The sequence below is a fragment of the Cupriavidus sp. H19C3 genome, assembly GCF_049393815.1.
In the GTDB taxonomy this organism is placed as follows: Bacteria; Pseudomonadota; Gammaproteobacteria; order Burkholderiales; family Burkholderiaceae; genus Cupriavidus.
In genome coordinates, this window is sequence record NZ_CP184986.1 from 2,454,257 (window position 1) to 2,471,375 (window position 17,119).

At 68.2% G+C, this 17,119-nt stretch carries 18 protein-coding genes; 10 read left to right on the plus strand and 8 right to left on the minus strand.

Annotated features, from left to right (window positions below; all coding sequences use genetic code 11):
• Positions 1-499 precede the first annotated feature (499 nt).
• Both DFLDMN_RS30445 and DFLDMN_RS30450 read right to left on the minus strand, forming a co-directional pair.
• A complete protein-coding gene (locus tag DFLDMN_RS30445) occupies positions 500-814 on the minus strand; it encodes a hypothetical protein (RefSeq protein WP_423199459.1) in 315 nt (104 codons plus the stop codon).
• 47 nt (positions 815-861) lie between these two features.
• Complete coding sequence (locus DFLDMN_RS30450; protein WP_423199460.1) at positions 862-987, minus strand: hypothetical protein; 126 nt, start codon at positions 985-987, stop codon at positions 862-864.
• A 534-nt stretch (positions 988-1,521) separates the two neighbouring features.
• Between DFLDMN_RS30450 and DFLDMN_RS30455 the strand changes: the two genes are divergently transcribed.
• Positions 1,522-1,668, plus strand: a complete 147-nt coding sequence (locus DFLDMN_RS30455; protein WP_423199461.1) for a hypothetical protein — start codon at positions 1,522-1,524, stop codon at positions 1,666-1,668.
• Between the two features lie 197 nt (positions 1,669-1,865).
• Here the strand turns inward: DFLDMN_RS30455 and DFLDMN_RS30460 are convergent, their stop codons facing one another.
• Entirely contained in the window at positions 1,866-2,030 is a 165-nt protein-coding gene (locus tag DFLDMN_RS30460) for a hypothetical protein (protein WP_423199462.1), read from the minus strand.
• A 340-nt stretch (positions 2,031-2,370) separates the two neighbouring features.
• Here DFLDMN_RS30460 and DFLDMN_RS30465 point away from each other — a divergent pair, with 340 nt between their 5' ends.
• The gene (locus tag DFLDMN_RS30465) at positions 2,371-3,120 is read left to right on the plus strand and encodes a phosphoribosyltransferase (RefSeq protein ID WP_423199463.1); all 750 of its coding nucleotides are present in this window, start codon (positions 2,371-2,373) and stop codon (positions 3,118-3,120) included.
• Here DFLDMN_RS30465 and DFLDMN_RS30470 read toward each other — a convergent pair.
• From DFLDMN_RS30470 to DFLDMN_RS30485, 4 genes are all read right to left on the minus strand, one after another.
• Positions 3,095-3,592, minus strand: coding sequence for a 3-isopropylmalate dehydratase (locus DFLDMN_RS30470; RefSeq protein ID WP_423199464.1), 498 nt, complete (start codon positions 3,590-3,592; stop codon positions 3,095-3,097). The two genes, DFLDMN_RS30465 and DFLDMN_RS30470, sit on opposite strands and share 26 nt — an antisense overlap.
• Positions 3,593-3,604: 12 nt before the next feature.
• Complete coding sequence (locus DFLDMN_RS30475) at positions 3,605-4,927, minus strand: 3-isopropylmalate dehydratase large subunit (protein ID WP_423199465.1); 1,323 nt, start codon at positions 4,925-4,927, stop codon at positions 3,605-3,607.
• Positions 4,924-5,940, minus strand: a complete 1,017-nt coding sequence (locus DFLDMN_RS30480) for a tripartite tricarboxylate transporter substrate binding protein (RefSeq protein ID WP_423199466.1) — start codon at positions 5,938-5,940, stop codon at positions 4,924-4,926. Before DFLDMN_RS30480 ends, DFLDMN_RS30475 begins: the two co-directional genes overlap by 4 nt.
• Before the next feature lie 94 nt (positions 5,941-6,034).
• Positions 6,035-6,814 carry a GntR family transcriptional regulator gene (locus tag DFLDMN_RS30485; protein ID WP_423199467.1) on the minus strand — a complete coding sequence of 260 codons (780 nt, stop codon included), beginning with the start codon at positions 6,812-6,814 and terminating at the stop codon, positions 6,035-6,037.
• Positions 6,815-7,439: 625 nt separating this feature from the next.
• Here DFLDMN_RS30485 and DFLDMN_RS30490 point away from each other — a divergent pair.
• The 8 genes from DFLDMN_RS30490 to DFLDMN_RS30525 all read left to right on the plus strand — a co-directional run bounded on the left by DFLDMN_RS30490 (position 7,440) and on the right by DFLDMN_RS30525 (position 16,087).
• Positions 7,440-8,972 carry a hypothetical protein gene (locus tag DFLDMN_RS30490; RefSeq protein WP_423199468.1) on the plus strand — a complete coding sequence of 511 codons (1,533 nt, stop codon included), beginning with the start codon at positions 7,440-7,442 and terminating at the stop codon, positions 8,970-8,972.
• Positions 8,973-9,127: 155 nt separating this feature from the next.
• A complete protein-coding gene (locus DFLDMN_RS30495; protein WP_423199469.1) occupies positions 9,128-9,622 on the plus strand; it encodes a hypothetical protein in 495 nt (164 codons plus the stop codon).
• Positions 9,619-10,329, plus strand: coding sequence for a C39 family peptidase (locus tag DFLDMN_RS30500; protein ID WP_423199470.1), 711 nt, complete (start codon positions 9,619-9,621; stop codon positions 10,327-10,329). Before DFLDMN_RS30495 ends, DFLDMN_RS30500 begins: the two co-directional genes overlap by 4 nt.
• Before the next feature lie 11 nt (positions 10,330-10,340).
• Positions 10,341-11,519, plus strand: a complete 1,179-nt coding sequence (locus DFLDMN_RS30505) for a hypothetical protein (protein ID WP_423199471.1) — start codon at positions 10,341-10,343, stop codon at positions 11,517-11,519.
• Between the two features lie 76 nt (positions 11,520-11,595).
• Positions 11,596-13,014, plus strand: coding sequence for an acetate kinase (locus DFLDMN_RS30510; protein WP_423199472.1), 1,419 nt, complete (start codon positions 11,596-11,598; stop codon positions 13,012-13,014).
• 190 nt (positions 13,015-13,204) lie between these two features.
• On the plus strand, positions 13,205-13,717 hold the full coding sequence (locus tag DFLDMN_RS30515) for a DUF1269 domain-containing protein (RefSeq protein ID WP_423199473.1): 513 nt from the start codon (positions 13,205-13,207) through the stop codon (positions 13,715-13,717).
• A gap of 363 nt (positions 13,718-14,080) precedes the next feature.
• Positions 14,081-15,247, plus strand: a complete 1,167-nt coding sequence (locus tag DFLDMN_RS30520; RefSeq protein ID WP_423199474.1) for an ABC transporter substrate-binding protein — start codon at positions 14,081-14,083, stop codon at positions 15,245-15,247.
• 24 nt (positions 15,248-15,271) lie between these two features.
• Entirely contained in the window at positions 15,272-16,087 is an 816-nt protein-coding gene (locus DFLDMN_RS30525) for an SDR family oxidoreductase (protein ID WP_423199475.1), read from the plus strand.
• Here the strand turns inward: DFLDMN_RS30525 and DFLDMN_RS30530 are convergent.
• On the minus strand, positions 16,078-16,968 hold the full coding sequence (locus tag DFLDMN_RS30530) for a LysR family transcriptional regulator (RefSeq protein WP_423199476.1): 891 nt from the start codon (positions 16,966-16,968) through the stop codon (positions 16,078-16,080). The two genes, DFLDMN_RS30525 and DFLDMN_RS30530, sit on opposite strands and share 10 nt — an antisense overlap.
• Positions 16,969-17,119 lie beyond the last annotated feature (151 nt).

Sequence of the window (17,119 nt, forward strand, 5' to 3'; positions counted from 1 at the left end):
TCTTATGGGCTGGTGGGACTGAATGCAAGCGGCCGGTTTTTTGGATGAACCGAGTCTGAATGAACTAAAACTCATAATCCATCGCCACTCTCGTGCGTTTGGATACCAGTGTCTGTCCCACAGCATCCGGCCGAGGCGGGCCCCTGCGTTTCATGTTTGAAACAGCGGCTTTGTAATAAGTTTCAGTCGTGCAACCATTCCCGATTTTGAAGGCCCCATAATCAACGAAAATTCACCCGTTGGGGGGGGGTGAATAGAAAATACCGACATTCATGACGCACGCATGAAACCATCAAAAAAATGCGTGCGGTGCCATGATGGATACCATCGGAAAGTGGGGTATATCATGGCCTAATCCAAAAGGACGATGCGTTCCGTCGTGCCTCTGGATGAGTGCGGCGCGCCTTGGTCGGGCAAGCGCCGCACGCATCGGTCAGGGGCTGCAACCACCCCTCGTCGGAGGGAGGTGCAGACGTTCGCCTCCGCTTCGGCGCGTCCGTCAGCGCGTCCAGTGTCCGCGCCGCATGACCCAGCCATGCGGGCCATGCACCCAGCGATCCGGCACATAGCGATAACCCGGGCGCGCAGCCTGCCAGTAGCCGCCGCGCCATGCATAACCACCGCGTGCGGCAACATAGTGGCCCGGCACCCAGACCTGTCCCGGGCGCGCCACGGGGCGCGGCTCGTAGCGCGCGGCGGGCGGGGCATGGGTGTAGGCCGGCGGGCCGTAGGCATAGGCTTCGGCCGGGGCCATCATGCCAAGGGCGCCACCTGCGGCGAGAACGGCGGCGGCAAGCATCAACTGGCGTTTCATGATCGGGATCTCCTTTGATCGGACGGTTTGTCGGCGGCGGTGCCGGCTCAATAGCGATAGCGGTCGTGGTAGCGACCGTGGTAGTGCCCGCCACCGGCCGGCACCACGATGCAGGCCGAGAGCAGGGTCGAGGTTGTCGTCAGCAGGACGATCAGGGCAAGGGCGCGTTTCATGTTGACTCCAGGTCCGTTCGCGTTGAACACGGCTCCAATGTAGCGAGCACACCCCGCCGCGCGTGGTTGCACTTGTAAGGCCGCATCTCAGGGCCCGCACGCGCCCAAGGCACCCCGCCGAGCCGGGCGCGGAAGCCGCCAGCCCTTGTGTGGCAAGGCAGGGCGGGTATGTGATGCGACCGCCCGCAGCGGTGCGGGCAGGCCGCGGCACGATAATCTGGCGTTACATCGGAAATGACTCGCGCAAAGATCCATGCGAGAGATTCGCGCGGCGCAAGGCTGGCGTGAAGACCCGACCGGGACGCCGGGCGAGGCATCCGAACGGGGACAGGACACGCCCGGCAGGACCGCAGGCACGCAGAAACGGGTACGCAGAGACGCGCGTCCCCGCGTCGGTGCGCGCGATTGGTGGCATCATTCCCGACACGCCCCATCGTGCGTCATGGCTCGGCACCATCGCCGCGGGGGCGTGATTTCCGGCGATGGCATGAAGCTTGCGCCATCGTGACCGCCGTATTCCCGAGGGAGGACGTCATGCCGGTCATGCTCATCGTGCTGGTCCTGCAGGCACTCGAAGGATTGAGCCCGCTTAGCGTGCCGCAGTTTGCACGCGCTCACATTGGCGCCGATACCGGCCGCGCCGATTATGTGGCACCCATCGAGCGCATCCAGGGGCCATAGGCTCCGGACGGGTCCGCGCCTGGCGCGGGCCAGCGCGCGACGCGATGCCCGACCACTTTTTTGCCCTGCAAGAGGGACTGAGGGGCACCGGGGCGGCCATCCCTGCGATGGGTGGCCGCCCTGGAAATTTCACCGGACGCGGATGGCGCCCCGGCGGCCGCGCGCGCGCGAGCCTGGCGCGTCGGGCGCCAGGCCGCTCAACCGAAGAATTCGTTGTAGTAGCGCGTGCAGGTGCCCGACTGGTTGAACGTGTAGGGCAATTCGGCCATGGCGGCCGCGTCGAGCGAGCCGAACGGGATATCGAGTTCGAGGTCGTGTTGGACGGACTCTTCCTGGGGGCGGACAACATGCTGCGCGTTCACGGTATGACTCTCTGCGGTAGCGGGACCTGTTGGGTCCGTGGGTTACGGGTTTCAACACTCTGGCGGGTATCGCCATGACTGCATCCTACTGAAGGCAGCCGCGGGGATCATCGGCCAAGCCTTGAAAACACTGTTTCAGATCGCCCATCAATCGTCGCCGTCTATCGGCGTGATAGGCAATTGCCGCAACAACGCGTGCCCGTTCCACCGCCAGCGCACGGCGAGTCTATAGTGGCTCAGTGGCACTGCCGCGTCGGACTCTGTCCACATGCGGCGTGCCGGCTCCGCCTCGCGCGGGCATTTCCTCGCGCGGGGCCGATTCATCTTCCGGGGGTGCGAGATGACCTTGCCACCTTGCTTTGCCGACCGTCGCGAGGCGGGCGTCTACCTGGGCCGCAAGCTCGCCGAGCTTGGTTTTGCCCGTCACGATGGCGATACCCCGCTCGTGCTGGCGCTGCCGCGCGGAGGCGTGCCAGTGGCGTTCGAGGTCGCCCGTGCGCTCGATGCCACGCTCGATGTGCTGCTCGTGCGCAAGATCGGCGCGCCCGGCTATCCCGAACTCGCGCTCGGCGCGGTGGTGGAAGGTAGTGCCGATGGGCGCGGACCGCATACCGTCGTCAATGACGCCGCATGGACGCGCCGCGCCCAGGAGAGCGGCGCTTTCGATGCCGAGCGCGGCCGCCAGCTCGACGAGATCTGCCGGCGCCAGCAGCGTTATCGCCAGGGTCGCCCGGTCGCGGCGATGGCGGGCCGGCGCGTGCTCGTGGTCGACGACGGCGTCGCCACCGGCGCCACCTTGCGGGCGGCACTGGAGAGCGTGCGAGCGGCGGGTGCGGCGGAGGTCGTGGCCGCGGTGCCGGTCGGCGGCACCGAGGGGCTGGCCTCGCTGCGCGCGGTGGCGGACCAGGTGGTCTGCCTCAATACGCCGCCGGACTTCGGTGCGGTGGGTGCCTACTATCTCGACTTCTCACAGACCAGCGACGACGAGGCGCTGGCACTGCTGCGTGAAGCCGCGCGCATCCATCCGCCGCCGGGCATGCCGGCCGATGGCGCGTCCGGCCGTCTCAGCGCGGGGCCTGGCGTGCCTTGAGGTGCGGCACCAGGCCGCCCGCCACGAGCATGTCGCGCAGGAAGCCGGGTACGGGCTCGCAGGCCACGATAGTGCCGTCGGCCAGCAGCACGATGGCGCGGTCGAGGTCGAACGTGGCCAGGGCGCCATCGGTCAGCGCCGCCGTATCGGGGCACACCAGCACGGGCAGCCCGAGGTTGATGGCGTTGCGATAGAACAGCCCCGCGAACGATGGGGCGATCACGGCGGCCACGCCGAGGTGGCGCAGCGCCTGCGGCGCCTGTTCGCGCGACGATCCCATGCCGAAGTTCGAACCGCCCACGACGATATCGCCACGCCGGACCGAGCCCGGAAACTCGGGACGCAGGTTTTCCAGGCAATGACGCGAAAGTTCGTCGATGCCCCCTTTCATGTGCGTGCCGGGCGCCATCGCGTCGGTATCGACGTTGTCGCCAAAGCGCCAGATGCGGCCGGAGGGAAGGGATGCGGTCATGCGGAAAACAGGTCAGGCAAGCAGGTCACGAGGATCGGTAATGCGGCCGGTCACGGCGGTGGCGGCGACCGTCATCGGCGACGCCAGCCAGACCGCGCTGCCGGCGTCGCCCATGCGGCCGGCGAAATTGCGGGCGGTGGAAGCAATCGCGCGGCTGCCGGCCGGAAAGCGCGTGGCGCCATAGCCGGCGCACGCGTTGCACGCGTTGGGCAGCAGTTCGGCGCCGGCATCGAGCAGCGTCGCCAGCGTGCCTTCGCGCGCGGCCTGCTGCTGGTCGCGCGCCGACGCCGGCGCCACGCGCAGCGACATGCCGGGCGCGATCTTGCGCCCGCGCAGCACGCGCGCGGCCATGCGCAGGTCTTCGAGCTTGGCGCCGGTGCATGCGCCCAGGTACGCAATGTCGATCGACTCGCCCGCGCTGTCGGTGACCGGCGCGCTGTTGGCCGGCGAGTGCGGTGCCGCGACCTGCGGTGCCAGTGCGCCGGCGTCGAAGCGATGATGCGCAAGCACGGGCGCGTCGTCGTCGCCGCGCCAGCGGGAGAGTTCGAGCGCGGCCAGCGTGGCGGCATCGACGCCGTTCGCGGCCAGCCACGCGAGGGTGGTGTCATCGGGCGCGATCACGCCGGTCTGCGCGCCGATCTCGGTGCTCATGTTGGCGAGTGTCATGCGCTCCTGCATCGGCAGCGCGGCGACGGCCGCGCCCGTGTACTCGAGCGCTTCGTAGCGGCCGCCGGCCAGCCCCAGCGTCGCGCACAGGAACAGCATCATGTCCTTGGCGCAGACGCCCGCGGCGAGCGCGCCGTGCCAGTCGAGCCGGATGGTCTGCGGCACGCGCAGCCAGATCTCGCCGGTGGCCAGCACGCCCGCCATCTCGGTCGCGCCGATGCCGAACATGTACGCGCCAAACGCGCCACCGGTGGGGCTGTGGCTGTCGCCGCCGACGATAAAGCGGCCAGGCAGCACATGGCCGCGCTCGGGCAGTACCACATGGCAGATGCCCTCGCCGTCGATGAAGTTGGTAATGCCCGCCTCGCGCACCCAGTCGCGCGTAAAACGCACGATCTGCTCCGCTTCGGGATCGGCCGCGGGCACATAGTGGTCGGTGACCACCACGTACTTCGACGGATCCCAGATGCGCGCGCCGAGTTCGCGCAGCATCGGCGCCACGCGGCGCGGCCCGCTCGAATCGTGCGACATCGCAAGGTCGACCTTGCACATCACCACGGTTCCCGGCACCGCATGGTCGAGCCCGGCCGCGCGCGCCACCAGTTTCTGGGCGAGCGTGGCGGGGGGGCGTGAAGACGCGGCGGCGGGGCCGCCGCTGGCGGAGGTCATTCCGATTGGGCTCCTGAATATTTGACGACCGCGGCCCAGCGCTTGACGTCCTTGCGCACGAACGCGGCGAACTGGTCAGGCGGCAGCGCCTGGGGTTGCGCGCCGTCATGCTCCAGGCGCTTGCGCACCTCGGCCGACTCGAGTCCATGGCGCGCCGCCCCGTACAGGGCCTGGGTCACCTCCGGCGGCAGGTTGGCCGGGCCGAACAGGCCGAACCACGCACTCGACTCGAAACCCTTGACGGTGGCGCCGATCGGCTGCGCGCCCGGGAACTGCGGCAGCGGTGCGGGACTGGTCACCCCCAGCACCTTGAGCTTGCCGGCCTTGACGTGCCCGGCCACGTTGATGGTGCTCGCGAACATCAGGTCCACCTGGCCCGCGAGCAGGTCGGTCAGCGCGGGCGTGGTGCCCTTGTAGGGGATGTTGACGATATAGGTGCCCGTCATCATCTTGAACATGTCGCCGGCCATGTGGAGCGACGAGCCGATCGCGCCGATGCCGAAGTTGAGCTTGCCCGGCTGCGCGCGCGCGAGCCGGATCAGCTCGGGAATATTGTTGGCGGGCAGGTCGGGGCGCGCCACCAGGACGCTGGGGACGGTGGCCACCAGCGTGATCGGCGTGAAATCCTGGACCGGATCGAACGGCAGCTTCTTGTAGAGCGTGGCGTTGATGGTATGGCTGGTAAAACTCATCAGCAGCGTGGTGCCGTCGGCCGGGCTCTTGGCGACCATGTCGGCGGCGATATTGCCGCCCGCGCCGGGACGGTTGTCCACCACCACGGGCTGGTCGAGCTCGCGCGACATTTCCTGCGCCATGGTGCGCGCCAGCGTATCGGTGGTGCCGCCGGCTGGCGCCCCTACCAGGATGCGGATCGGCTTGCCGCCGGCAATGGCCGCATGTGCCGGCGCGACCAGCGGCGCGAGCGGCAACAGGGACAGTACCGGGGTTAGCAGGGAGAGGCTCAGGAAGCGGCGCAACGATCGGGACAGGCGGCCCGGACGAACGACTGGCATGACGATGTCTCCTCGACAGGGTGATGACGAGTGCGCAGTATCGCCCGGATCGGCGTTGCCGGAGAGCGCGGCCGCGGGCGGCGGGTCCGCCCGGTCAGTCGCGCAGGCCGGTACGCGCTTCGTTCTCGACCCAGACGTTGGCGCTGTCGCCGCCCATCGGCGACAGTTCCATGCGGTACTCGTAGCGGTCCGGACGATACTGTCCGAGCAACAACTGCACCGGGCGCTCGCGCTTGTCGAGCACTACGCGGCGGACCGCGAGCAGCGCGCCGCCCACCGGGACGTCGAGCAACGGTGCCACCACCACATCGGCCAGGCGCGCCGTCAGCGTCTGCGTGGCGCGGCCGAGTTCGACGCCGGCGGTTTCCAGCAGCCGCAACATCGGCGTGGTCTCCAGATCCTTGCGCGTGAGGGAACGGCCCAGATCGGCCGGCAGGTAGACGGTGATATGCGAGAGCGGACGGTTGCGGTAGTGCCGCACGCGCACGACCTTCACCACCGGGTCGCCCACCTGCAGCTGCAGGGACTCGGCCACGTCCGGCGTGGCGTGAACCTCGTCGATCGAGACGACCTTGACGGCGGTCTTCTCGCCCATGTCGATGATATTGCCGAGCAGGCTGCTCGAGCGATCTTCCGACAAGGCGGGCTTGACCGGATGCGGATTGACGAAGGTGCCAAGGCCGCGGTGCCGGCGCACCAGACCTTCCTGCACCAGGCGATCGAACACGCGGCGCATCGTCACGCGCGAGGCATGGAACTGCTTGGCCAGGTCGATTTCGCCCGGCAGCGGTCCCTGGCCAAAACGGCCTTCGACGATTTGCTGGCGGAGCACCACGTAAATCTGGTGATACAGGGGAACGACGGCTTCACTCATGGTTTGCCTTGACGATCAGCACTGACATGTCCGAACGCCACTAATGTACTTTAAATCAGACATAGAGCCTAGCATGAATCCAGGGCGTGTCGGCGAGTGCATACATGACGCCCCGTTTCTGTTGCACGGTCGCATCGACGCGGGGCCGGCGCCACTTGCCGCAGGCCTGCGCGTGCCCCTGCCTCGCAGGCGTCGCGCCCGGGCTGTGCCGAAGCCACTGGGGAGAACCCGGAGCAGGCCGCTGTTTCACTGCCGAAACCGCTGCGCGGGCCACCCGCGGACCCGCGCCGCCGCGCTAAGTCGTTGAAACGTCTGGCGTTTCAGTCAGGCGTTGGAAACGGCTCCCGTCACCCGGGAAAAGCGCTGTCACAGCGGTGTGACATGTCTAGTCCGGTGCACAGGACCGGCCATCCCGGATGATGAGAAAGCCTGCGGAAAGTTCCTGTATGACGGCTCGGTTGCCCTTGTATTTCAAGGCATTACAAGCGCGTGAGCGAGCGCTGGCACTGATTATGCGCAAGGGGAGGCTGGTTTGGCGACCTCGCCGGACCTGAACCTCCAGCTGCCGTTCTCGAGAGCGTCCGCCGGAGGTAGAGCCGCTGCACAAACTTCCTGGGAGCTTCGTATGAAAAAGACATTACTGGCGTCGGCGATCGCATTGGCCTTCTTCGGGGGCCAGGCATTCGCGAACCCGACAACAACCAACGATTCGGGCGATGGCGATAACACGCAGACCGCCACGGCGACTTCCACACAGGGCGATGGGGCGAACGCAAACGAAAACTCCAAGGCCTACCAGGACAACAGCACCAACACCAGCACGCGTACCAGCACCAGCAGCAGGAACACCACGCTGACCGTCAACAAGACCAGCACGAAGACCACGCTCCGTGCCCGTCAGGACGTGGACGGCTACGGCAATGCCGCAGCCGCCAACGGCGGCACCGCCACGGCCAACTTCAGCAACGCCTTCAACACGAGCAAGGCGATCGCCCTCTCGAAGCTGGAAGGCGCCGTGACCGGCAACTACGTCAATCACATCGGCAACTATGCCAGCAACTCCGGCAATGCCAATGGCGCCATGGGCGGCCGCGGCGGCCGTGGCATGGGCGGTACCGGCATGGGCGGCACCGGTGGCGATGGCGGCAACGGTGGCAACAGCGGCAACGGTGGCAACGGCGGCAATGGCGGCAGCGGCGGCTCGGCCACGAACGGCAGCGCCAGCGCTGGCGACGTGACCAATGGCAGCGCCCGTGCCGGCAACGGCGGCGACGGCGGCCGCGCCAGCGGTTACGGCGGTGATGGCGGCAACGGTCGCGGCACCGGCGGCGGCGCCTTGAGCGCGAGCCTCGGCGCCGGTGGCAATGGCGGCTGGTCCAAGAGCAGCGCCGGTGGGGCCTACAGCGGCGCGGCCGGCGGCGATGGCGGCCGCGGTGGCATGGCGGCGGGCCGTGGCGGCAGCGCGGGCGCAGGCAGCGCGGCACTCGGCGGTCTGAGCGCCGCAGGTGGCAGCCGTGCCAACGAACGCGGCGATGGCGCTGGCGGCACCGCCTCGTCCACCGCGGGTGCGGGCGGCACGGCCACGACCGGTGCGACGACCGCAGCGGGCGGCACCACCACCGGCACTGGCGGTGCTGGCGGCGCCGGCGGTACGGGTACGGCCACGGCAACTGCCGGCACGAGCACGAGCACCGGCGGCGCCGGCGGCGCGGGCACGTCGACGGCCGGTGCAGCCACGGGCGGCGCCGGGACCGGCACCGGTGGTGCGGGCGGCGCCCAGACCAGCACGGCAGGTGCTGGCGGCGCCGGCGGCACGGCAACCAATGGCAGCGCCACCTCGCTGGCCACCAATGGCAGCGCCACGGCCGGCAACGGTGCGGTGGGCGCGGCCGGTGCGACCTCGGGTGCTGGCGGCGCCGGCGGTGCCGGTGGCGTGGGCAACGGTGGCACGGGCGGTGCGGGCAATGGTGCGGTCGGCGGCGCTGGCGGCAACGGCGGTACCAACTACGTCGATGCCGGCAGCTTCAACATGTCCAACGCCATGTCCAGTGTCGGCCAGTCGGCGGCGGGCATCATGATCGCCAACCAGAACAGCGGCATGGCATCGCTGGTGCAGCAGAGCGTCAACGTCCAGGCGAACCTGGCAGTCGGCCGCTGATGCGTGACGGTGCCTGCGGGCACCGTTGCGGTTTGCGTCCGCTGGTCCGGATCTCCACACACGCGTGGAGATCCGGGTTCGCCCCTGGAATGCCTGTTCGTTCGTGCACGTCCGTCCGGATGGGGATGGCGCGCGCGGGCACAAGGAGACGCCTCATGCGATCCGTTCGCCCTGTCGTCGTCGCATTGACGACGGCCATCCTGGGTTGGCCAGGCTTCAGCGCCATGGCAGGTCCTGTCGCCGCGGGTTCGGTTGCCAGTTCGGTTGCCAGTTACGCAGACAGCGCAGCCGGCGGTGTGGCGGCAACCGCGGTAGCGCTCGCCACGGCCGGCGCCGCGGACGGCGCCAATGCGAGTGCCGGCGCCAGCGCCAGCGTCAGCGCCAAGCCGGGCATTTTCGGCGCCACGGCGCGAGCAGTGTCCAGCGACAAGCTCGACGGTGTGCGTGGCGGTGCTGAAACGGTGGTCAACGACATGACCCTGCACGGCACCGTGGCAGACAACGCCGCGATCAATGTGCGCTCCGGCAGCAATGCGATTGCCGACGGTTCGTTCGCCAACTCAGCGGGCTTGCCGACCGTGATACAGAACACGGGCTCCAATGTCCTGATCCAGAACGCAACGATTCTCAACGTCCAGTTCAAACAATGAACGCACGCGGCACGCTGTTGTTCGCGGCCGCGGTCGCGGCCATCGTCGGTTCCCTTGCGGCCGCGCCCGCCGCGCGCGCCGATACGGCACGGGTGCCCGGTCCCGGCGCGGACTACTACTACAAGGTACCCGTCACCAGCCTGCGCGAAGCACGCTATCGCACGACCATTCGCCAGCAGTTCGACTTCAGCTGCGGCTCGGCCGCGGTCGCCACGCTGCTGACTTACCAGTACGGCTATCCGGTCAGCGAGCAGGTGGTGTTCGCCAACATGTACGTCAACGGCGACCAGAACAAGATACGCACCGAGGGATTCTCGCTGCTCGACATGAAACGCTTTCTCGAGTCGCGGGGCTTCCTGGCAGATGGATACGAGCTGCCGTTGTCGAAGCTCGAGGAAACACAGATCCCGGCGATCGTACTGATCGTCGAGAACGGCTATCACCATTTCGTGGTGGTGAAGGGAGTCAAGGGTAATCGTGTGCTGATCGGGGATCCGGCACGTGGCACGCGCGCGCTCGAACGCGAGCATTTCGAGCGGATCTGGGACAGCCAGCTGCTGTTCGTGATTCATAACCGCACGGAAAACGCGCGCTTCAATCTTGCGTCCGACTGGCGTGTCGCGCCGTCCGGACCATACTGGATGGGAGTCAACCGCGACAGTCTGTTCTTCACCGTCATGCCCAAGCATGGCGCGAGCGATTTCTGAGGAACGTCATCATGGTCCAGACAAACGCTTCAAACGTGCCCCGCCGCACGGGGGCGCCGGCCACGGCAGCAGTGCTGCTGGGCGCGGGGCTCGCCTGTGCCGGCACCGCGCACGCCAGTATCGAGGCGGCAGGGCCGCCCGAGGTAGCCGACGTATCTGCCGTTGCCACGACTTCCGTGGTATCCACCGAGGCAATGGTGGCGATGGTGGAACCGCCCGCCGCGGTGGCCTCGCCGGTCGACCTTGCCGCCATGCCGGTGGCCGTGGCGCTCGACGCGCCCGTGGCGCTGGCATCTCCACCGCCCGCACCGACCGTTGCCGCCAAGGTGGCACCCTCGGCCGCCCCCGCGGCGCGCCATGAAGCCATCGGTCTCGTCGCGGCCGTCGCGGCCGCCGAGCCGCCCGTCGCGCGCCGTGCGCGCGACGGCATGCAGGACGAACTCGGCCGCGCCATGGATCTGGTCGAGCCCGCGCCCGCGCAGGTGGCGCACGCGCGCGGCGGCATGGCGGGATGGAAACCCGTGGCGCAGGCCAGGCTCGACAAGTCGCGCGGCGGCTTCGATGTGGGTGGCCTGCAGGTCGGCTTCGGCATCGACCGCGCGGTCTACGTCAACGGCGCGCTCGCGGTGGCCACGAGCATCTCGATACCCGATGTGAGCCGCATCACCGCGGCGCAGGCCGCGCAGCTGCAGCAGGCGCTCGGCGGCGTGGCCGCGGCCGTGGCCCAGGCCAATGCCGCCGCCGACAGCGCGGTGGCGCAGGCCAATGCCGCAGCCGCCAACGCGCGCGGGCAGGCCGGTGCCGCAGGCGCGGCGGCCCAGGCCAATGCGGCCGCTGCCGTGGCCCAGGCCACCGGCGCCGCGGGCGGCAGCAGTTCCGCCAGCAGCGGCAGCGCCACCGGTGCCTCATCGTCGGCGACGGGCGCGGCCGGGCTGCCGACCAACGCGGTTGCCACCGCCACCGGCGTGGTCAGCACCAACGGCCTGCTCAGTGTCGTGCAGAACGGGCCGGGCAATACCGCCAATCTTGGTGCGATGCCGAACATGCCGGGAACCGTCATCCAGAATACGCTCAATAACCAGACCATCCAGAGCCTGATGACGATCAGCGCGACCGTGAACACCTTGCAGGCGTTCCGTTCGCAAATGGCCAACACGGCCCTGAACAGCGTGATCCAGAGGATGAGGTAGTACGACGAAACACTGAAGCAGCAGGTTGCGGGCTCCTGTATCAAACCAGCCCGCCGTCCCGGGGGAGGAAGACGTCATGAAGAAGCGTTCGCTACAGGGCATCCGATACGTTCACTACGCCGGATGCTCGACGATGCTGTTGCTTGGCGGACTGGGTCATGCCCAGACGGCGCCCGATTCGGGCCCACCCGCCGCCGCGCGGCTCGAGACACTGCAGAAGGAACTGGCGGAACAAGCCAGGCAGCTCGAGCAGATGAAGCGCGCGCTCGCGGATCAGGAAGCCACCATCCGCGAGCTGCGCGGCGTGATGACCAACGACTCCCTCGCGCGCAAGCGCGGTGGCCAGAACAACGCGGCACCGTCGGGCAGCGCGACGCAGATCAACAACACCGTGCAGCAGGGGCTGCAGGCGCAGGACGCACCGCCGCAAGCGGTACCGCCCGGCAACCAGGGCAGCGCGCAGGGCGCGCAGGCCGGCGAGTCGCTGGCGGGCCCGGCCGTCGAGGAGCCGGTCGGCCGTCCGCCCGAATCCGACGGCCGCCCCCCCGAGATCGCGCCGATCTTCGACCAGCCCGGCGTGCTCACGCCGGCCGGCAAGATCGTGGTCGAGCCGAGCTTCCAGTACGGGTATGCGTCCAACAACCGCGTCGCGCTGGTCGGCTACTCGGTGATTCCCGCCGTGCTGATCGGCCTGATCGACGTACGCGAGGTCAAGACCTCGAGCTATCTCACCGCGGTGGCGTTCCGCTACGGCCTGACCAAACGGCTCGAGCTCGAAGCGAAGATCCCGTACGTGCATACGAGCAGCCAGACCGTCAGCCGCGAAGTGTTCACCGGCACCGCCGTGGACAACGTGTTCAATTCGAGCGGCAGCGGCCTGGGCGACGTCGAGGCGACCGTGCGTTACCAGCTCAACTACGGCAACGAGAAGATGCCGTACTTCATCGGCTGGCTGCGCTACAAGTCGAACACCGGCAAGGATCCGTTCGAGGTGGTCACCGATTGCGTGACGCGCTGCGTGAGCAATACCACCGGTACCGGCCTGCCGCTCGGCATGCCGACCGGCACCGGCTTCCAGGCCATCCAGCCCGGCGTCACGTGGCTGCTGCCGACCGATCCGGCCGTGTTCTTCGGCACCTTCAGCTACCTGCATAACTTTGCGCGCGACAACGTGAGCCGCACGGTGCTGAACGGTGAGACCGAATCGCTCGGCAAGATCGCGCCCGGCGACATCTTCCAGTTCAACTTCGGCATGGGCCTGTCGCTGAACGAACATGCGTCGTTCAGTATCGGCTACGACCAGAGCATCATCTGGCCGACCAAGCAGAACGGGCAGACCATTCCTGGCTCGGTGCGCATCACGCAGGGCACGTTGCTGGTGGGCTATTCGTATCGCTTCAACGATCGCTACACGCTCAACCTTTCGGTCGGCGCCGGTCTCACGCGCGACACGCCCGACCTGACCGTGACGGTGCGTCTACCGATCACATTCTGACCGCTCAGGGACTTTGGGGTGATGCTCGCCGCGCTTGGCAACATCGGGTACGGCGTCCATCGCCCCTCGTGCATCTGACGGCTTGCACTTGCGTGGCCAACGGCGTAAAAAAGAACTACCGTCCCGCACGACGGAGCGCCCTCATGCACGGGGCGGCCTGCAGGGGGCGGCCTGACAGAGGAGAACAGCCATGCGCAAACGCATCTTCTGGTTATTGCCCGACCTGGCGAGCGCCCGCCGCACGATGGACGACCTGCTGCTGGCGCGTATCGAGAACCGCCACATCCACTTCGTGGCACGCGACGGCTCCGATATGACCGGACTGCACGAAGCGAATCTGTTCCAGACCTCCGATATCGTTCATGCCGCCGAGATGGGCCTGATGGTCGGCGGTGGCGTCGGCATCGTCGCCGGCGTAGTGGTAGCGATGTTCCCGATCGTCAGCGATACCCCGCAATGGGGCCTGGTCGGCGTGCTGGCGGTGCTCGGCGCGGTGTTTGGCGCATGGGCCGCGAGCATGATCGGCAGTTCCGCGCCCAACAGCCGCTTGCGTACGTTCGAGAAGGACATCGAGGCAGGGCAGTTCCTGCTGATGGTCGACGTGCCGCGTGGCCGCGTCGAGGAAGTCGAGGCCCTGCTGCGCACGGCGCATCCGGAAGCCAGCTTCGCCGGTCTCGACCCGGCGGTGCCGGCCTTTCCCTGAGACCGCGCCGGCGGCCTTGCCCGGTCCACCGGCCGGGGTCCAGGTCAGATTGACGCGCCCACGCGGCGCGCCTCGGCGCACGTGCCGTCGTGCGCCACGCTGCGGCACCACCGGTGTCATCACCGGAGCTTCCTGACACCGGTGTGCTGCCGCAGCAACAGTCCCGCCCCTCCCGCGTTTGAACATTCCCCCTGCTTGCGGTAAGTTGCAGGCGTTCGCGCGCGCCTTTGCCGGTGCGGAACGCGGATGCACAGCAAAACAATAAACCAATCGTCGCGCGCTGGCAGCAAGGCAAATCGCAAGGCAAGCAGTCACTGTCGCGCCTGCCGCGCCTGCCACGCGACACAGCTGGAGGGGTCGACAATGAGCGCAGGAAGAAGGGCGCACGGCATGCTTGCCGCGGCGCTGGGCGTGGCCGTGCAGGTGCTGGCCGTGCAGATCGTGGCCATGCAGGGCGCAAGCGCGGACCCGGGCGTCAGCCGCACCGCCTTTCGCATCGGGCAGTCGGCCGGCGTGACCGGGCCGGTGGCGGGCTCGGTCAAGGAGCAGATTGCCGGGGCCCAGGTCTACCTGAACACCGTCAATGCCGCCGGCGGCGTGGGGGGCCGCAAGATCGAGCTGGTCACCTACGACGACGGCTTCGATGCGCGGCGCACGCCCGACAATGTGCGCAAGCTGATCCAGGACGAAAAGGTGTTCGCGCTGTTCATGGTGCGCGGCACCCCGCAGAACGAAAGCATCCTGCCCATCATCGCCGCCGAGAAGATTCCGCTGGTGGCGCCGCTGACCGGCGCCATCACGCTGCATCGTCCCGTCAACCGCTACGTCTTCAACGTGCGCGCCAAGTACCAGGATGAAGTGGCACGCGCGATCAACCACCTGGCCACGTCCGGCATGAACCGCATCGCGATCTTCTATGCCAACGACGGCTTTGGCCAGGACGTCTACGAAGGCTTTACCACCGCGCTGCAGGCGCGCGGCGTGCAACCGGCCGGCACCGCATCGTATGCGCGGCCGATGGGCGATATCGGGGCCGGTGTCGCGAGCGTGCACAAAGCCAATCCGCAGGCGGTGCTGGTGATCGGCTCGGGCTCCGAGGCCGCTCGCATCATCCGCGAGATGAAGCGTGCCGGCAGCGAGGCGCAGTTCGTCACGCTCTCGAACAACGCCGCGGACTCGTTTATCAAGGAACTGGCCGAGGATGGCCGCGGCCTCATCATCACCCAGGTGGTGCCGGGTACCAACTCGAGCCAGATGACGCTTGCCAGCGAATACCGCAGCCTGGCGCGCCGGCAGAACGTGGAGCCCACCAATGCTGGCATGGAGGGCTTCATGTCGGCCAAGGTGCTGGTGGAAGGACTGCGCCGGGCCGGACCGGAACCCACGCGCGAGAAGCTGGTGGCCGCGCTGGAAGCGCTGCGCGACTTCGACCTCGGCGGCATCCTGATCAGCTACAGCCCGACCCGCCACACGGGGTCGTCGTTCGTGGAAATGTCGATCGTGTCGTCGACCGGCAAGCTGATTCGCTAGCGGACGCTGCGGTATAGTTGCCCGATGGCGACGATTCCCGCAGCACCTTCCTCCTCTCCGCGCGCGCCGCTTCCCGCGGCTTCGCCATTTTCGCTGGCCGGCCGCGTGGCATTGGTCACCGGCGGCGCGCAAGGCCTCGGCCTGGCCATCGCCGCCGGACTGGGCGCGGCCGGCGCACACGTGCTGGTCTGCGCGCGCAATGCCGAGCGTGTGGCGCAGGCCGTGGCGCATCTGCAGGCGCAGGGCCATGCCGCCGAAGCCCTCGTGCTCGACATCACCGACGAGGCCGCCGTGGCCGACGCGTTCGCGCTGCTCGACGCCATCCATGGCCGGCTCGATATCCTCGTCAACAACGCGGGCGCGCGCAATCGCAATTCGATGGCACAGCTCGATGCGGACGACCTCCGGACGATGCTCGAGACCAACCTCGTCGCGCCCTATGCCTTGTGCCGGCACGCGGTGCAGCGCATGCGCCGGCACGACTATGGCCGCATCGTCAACGTGAGCTCCATCGCGGGCCAGGTGGCGCGCGCCAACGACGTACTCTATCCCGCCACCAAGGGCGGCCTCGATGCGCTGACGCGCGCGCTGGCCGCCGATCTGGGCCGGCAGGGCATTACCGTCAATGCCATCGCGCCGGGCTACTTTGCCACCGAGCCCAACCAGTCGATGGTCGCCGATCAGGGCGTGGCGGAGTGGCTACGCCAACGGACCTCGCTGGGCCGCTGGGGCCAGCCCGAGGAAGTGGCCGGGGCCGCGGTATTTCTTGCCTCGCCCGCGGCCTCGTATGTGACCGGCCAGGTGCTGGCCGTCGATGGCGGCTATCTCGGTCACTTCTGATGCCGGTAATGCGCGCGCAGGCATTCGATCAGCGCGGCGGCGGCGCTCGAATCGCCGCGCTCCCGTAGCCGTACCAGGCAGATATCGCGCACGAGATTCGGCATCTGCAGCGGCCGGATCGCGAGCCCCTCGCGCCGAAACTGGAACAGCGCGAGCGCCGGCACCACCGAGACGCCCAGTCCCGCCTCCACCAGCGCGGCCACCGTGGCCAGATGCTCGACCTCCATCACGCCATTGAGCCGCAACGGATGCAGCGCGGCATCGAGGTGCTGGCGCACGCTGCTGGTCCGCGACAGCTGGATGAACGGCAACCCCGCCAGCGCCTGTGGCGGCACGCGCCGCCTGCGCGCGAGCGGATGGTCGGCCGGGCATACCAGGTGAAAGTTGTCGTGCACCAGCGCCTCGATGCGCAGGTCGTCGTCGTGCGCTGGCGCCGGCGCCAGCGCAAAGTCCGCCTGGCCGCGCCGTACCAGGTCGATACAGCCATCGGCGAGCTGGTCGTACAGCTCGAGCGCGATCCCGGGGTAGCGTTGCCGGAATGCGGCCAGCAGCGGCGGCAGGTCGCCGCCCGCAAGCGACGGCAGGGCCGCGATCGCGACCCTGCCCTTGCGGCGCTCGGCATGATCGCGCAGGTCGGCAAACGCGTCCTCGAAGTCCGCCAGCAGGCGTCGCGCCACCTCTTCGAAGCGGCGCCCGTCCGCGCTGAGTTCCACATGCCGTGTGGTGCGCTCGAACAGGCGGACACCGGCGTTTTCCTCGAGCGTTTGCACCAGCGTGCTGAACGCCGATTGCGACAGGTGGCACGCCTGCGCCGCGCGCGTGAAGTTGCGATGGGTGGCGAGCGCGACGAACGCGCGCAGGTGCTTGACGGACAGGTTCATGGGCGACGACGGGCCGCGAGGGTATCGCACGAAGGCGGCGCCTCAGCGGATTCGATTTATCCAACGAATCGATAGATTAATCCAAATAATCCGCTTTTTGCGCAGCCCCCCTCCCCCTAGAATGGCTCGCAGTCATCCCCGCCATGTTCCC

Bases quoted from the DNA above. Each gene is read 5' to 3' on its own strand.
- DFLDMN_RS30445 (WP_423199459.1), bottom strand. From the start codon at position 814: ATGAAACGCCAGTTGATGCTTGCCGCCGCCGTTCTCGCCGCAGGTGGC.
- DFLDMN_RS30450 (WP_423199460.1), bottom strand. From the start codon at position 987: ATGAAACGCGCCCTTGCCCTGATCGTCCTGCTGACGACAACCTCGACC.
- DFLDMN_RS30455 (WP_423199461.1), top strand. From the start codon at position 1,522: ATGCCGGTCATGCTCATCGTGCTGGTCCTGCAGGCACTCGAAGGATTG.
- DFLDMN_RS30465 (WP_423199463.1), top strand. From the start codon at position 2,371: ATGACCTTGCCACCTTGCTTTGCCGACCGTCGCGAGGCGGGCGTCTAC.
- DFLDMN_RS30470 (WP_423199464.1), bottom strand. From the start codon at position 3,592: ATGACCGCATCCCTTCCCTCCGGCCGCATCTGGCGCTTTGGCGACAAC.
- DFLDMN_RS30475 (WP_423199465.1), bottom strand. From the start codon at position 4,927: ATGACCTCCGCCAGCGGCGGCCCCGCCGCCGCGTCTTCACGCCCCCCC.
- DFLDMN_RS30480 (WP_423199466.1), bottom strand. From the start codon at position 5,940: ATGCCAGTCGTTCGTCCGGGCCGCCTGTCCCGATCGTTGCGCCGCTTC.
- DFLDMN_RS30485 (WP_423199467.1), bottom strand. From the start codon at position 6,814: ATGAGTGAAGCCGTCGTTCCCCTGTATCACCAGATTTACGTGGTGCTC.
- DFLDMN_RS30490 (WP_423199468.1), top strand. From the start codon at position 7,440: ATGAAAAAGACATTACTGGCGTCGGCGATCGCATTGGCCTTCTTCGGG.
- DFLDMN_RS30495 (WP_423199469.1), top strand. From the start codon at position 9,128: ATGCGATCCGTTCGCCCTGTCGTCGTCGCATTGACGACGGCCATCCTG.
- DFLDMN_RS30500 (WP_423199470.1), top strand. From the start codon at position 9,619: ATGAACGCACGCGGCACGCTGTTGTTCGCGGCCGCGGTCGCGGCCATC.
- DFLDMN_RS30505 (WP_423199471.1), top strand. From the start codon at position 10,341: ATGGTCCAGACAAACGCTTCAAACGTGCCCCGCCGCACGGGGGCGCCG.
- DFLDMN_RS30510 (WP_423199472.1), top strand. From the start codon at position 11,596: ATGAAGAAGCGTTCGCTACAGGGCATCCGATACGTTCACTACGCCGGA.
- DFLDMN_RS30515 (WP_423199473.1), top strand. From the start codon at position 13,205: ATGCGCAAACGCATCTTCTGGTTATTGCCCGACCTGGCGAGCGCCCGC.
- DFLDMN_RS30520 (WP_423199474.1), top strand. From the start codon at position 14,081: ATGAGCGCAGGAAGAAGGGCGCACGGCATGCTTGCCGCGGCGCTGGGC.
- DFLDMN_RS30525 (WP_423199475.1), top strand. From the start codon at position 15,272: ATGGCGACGATTCCCGCAGCACCTTCCTCCTCTCCGCGCGCGCCGCTT.
- DFLDMN_RS30530 (WP_423199476.1), bottom strand. From the start codon at position 16,968: ATGAACCTGTCCGTCAAGCACCTGCGCGCGTTCGTCGCGCTCGCCACC.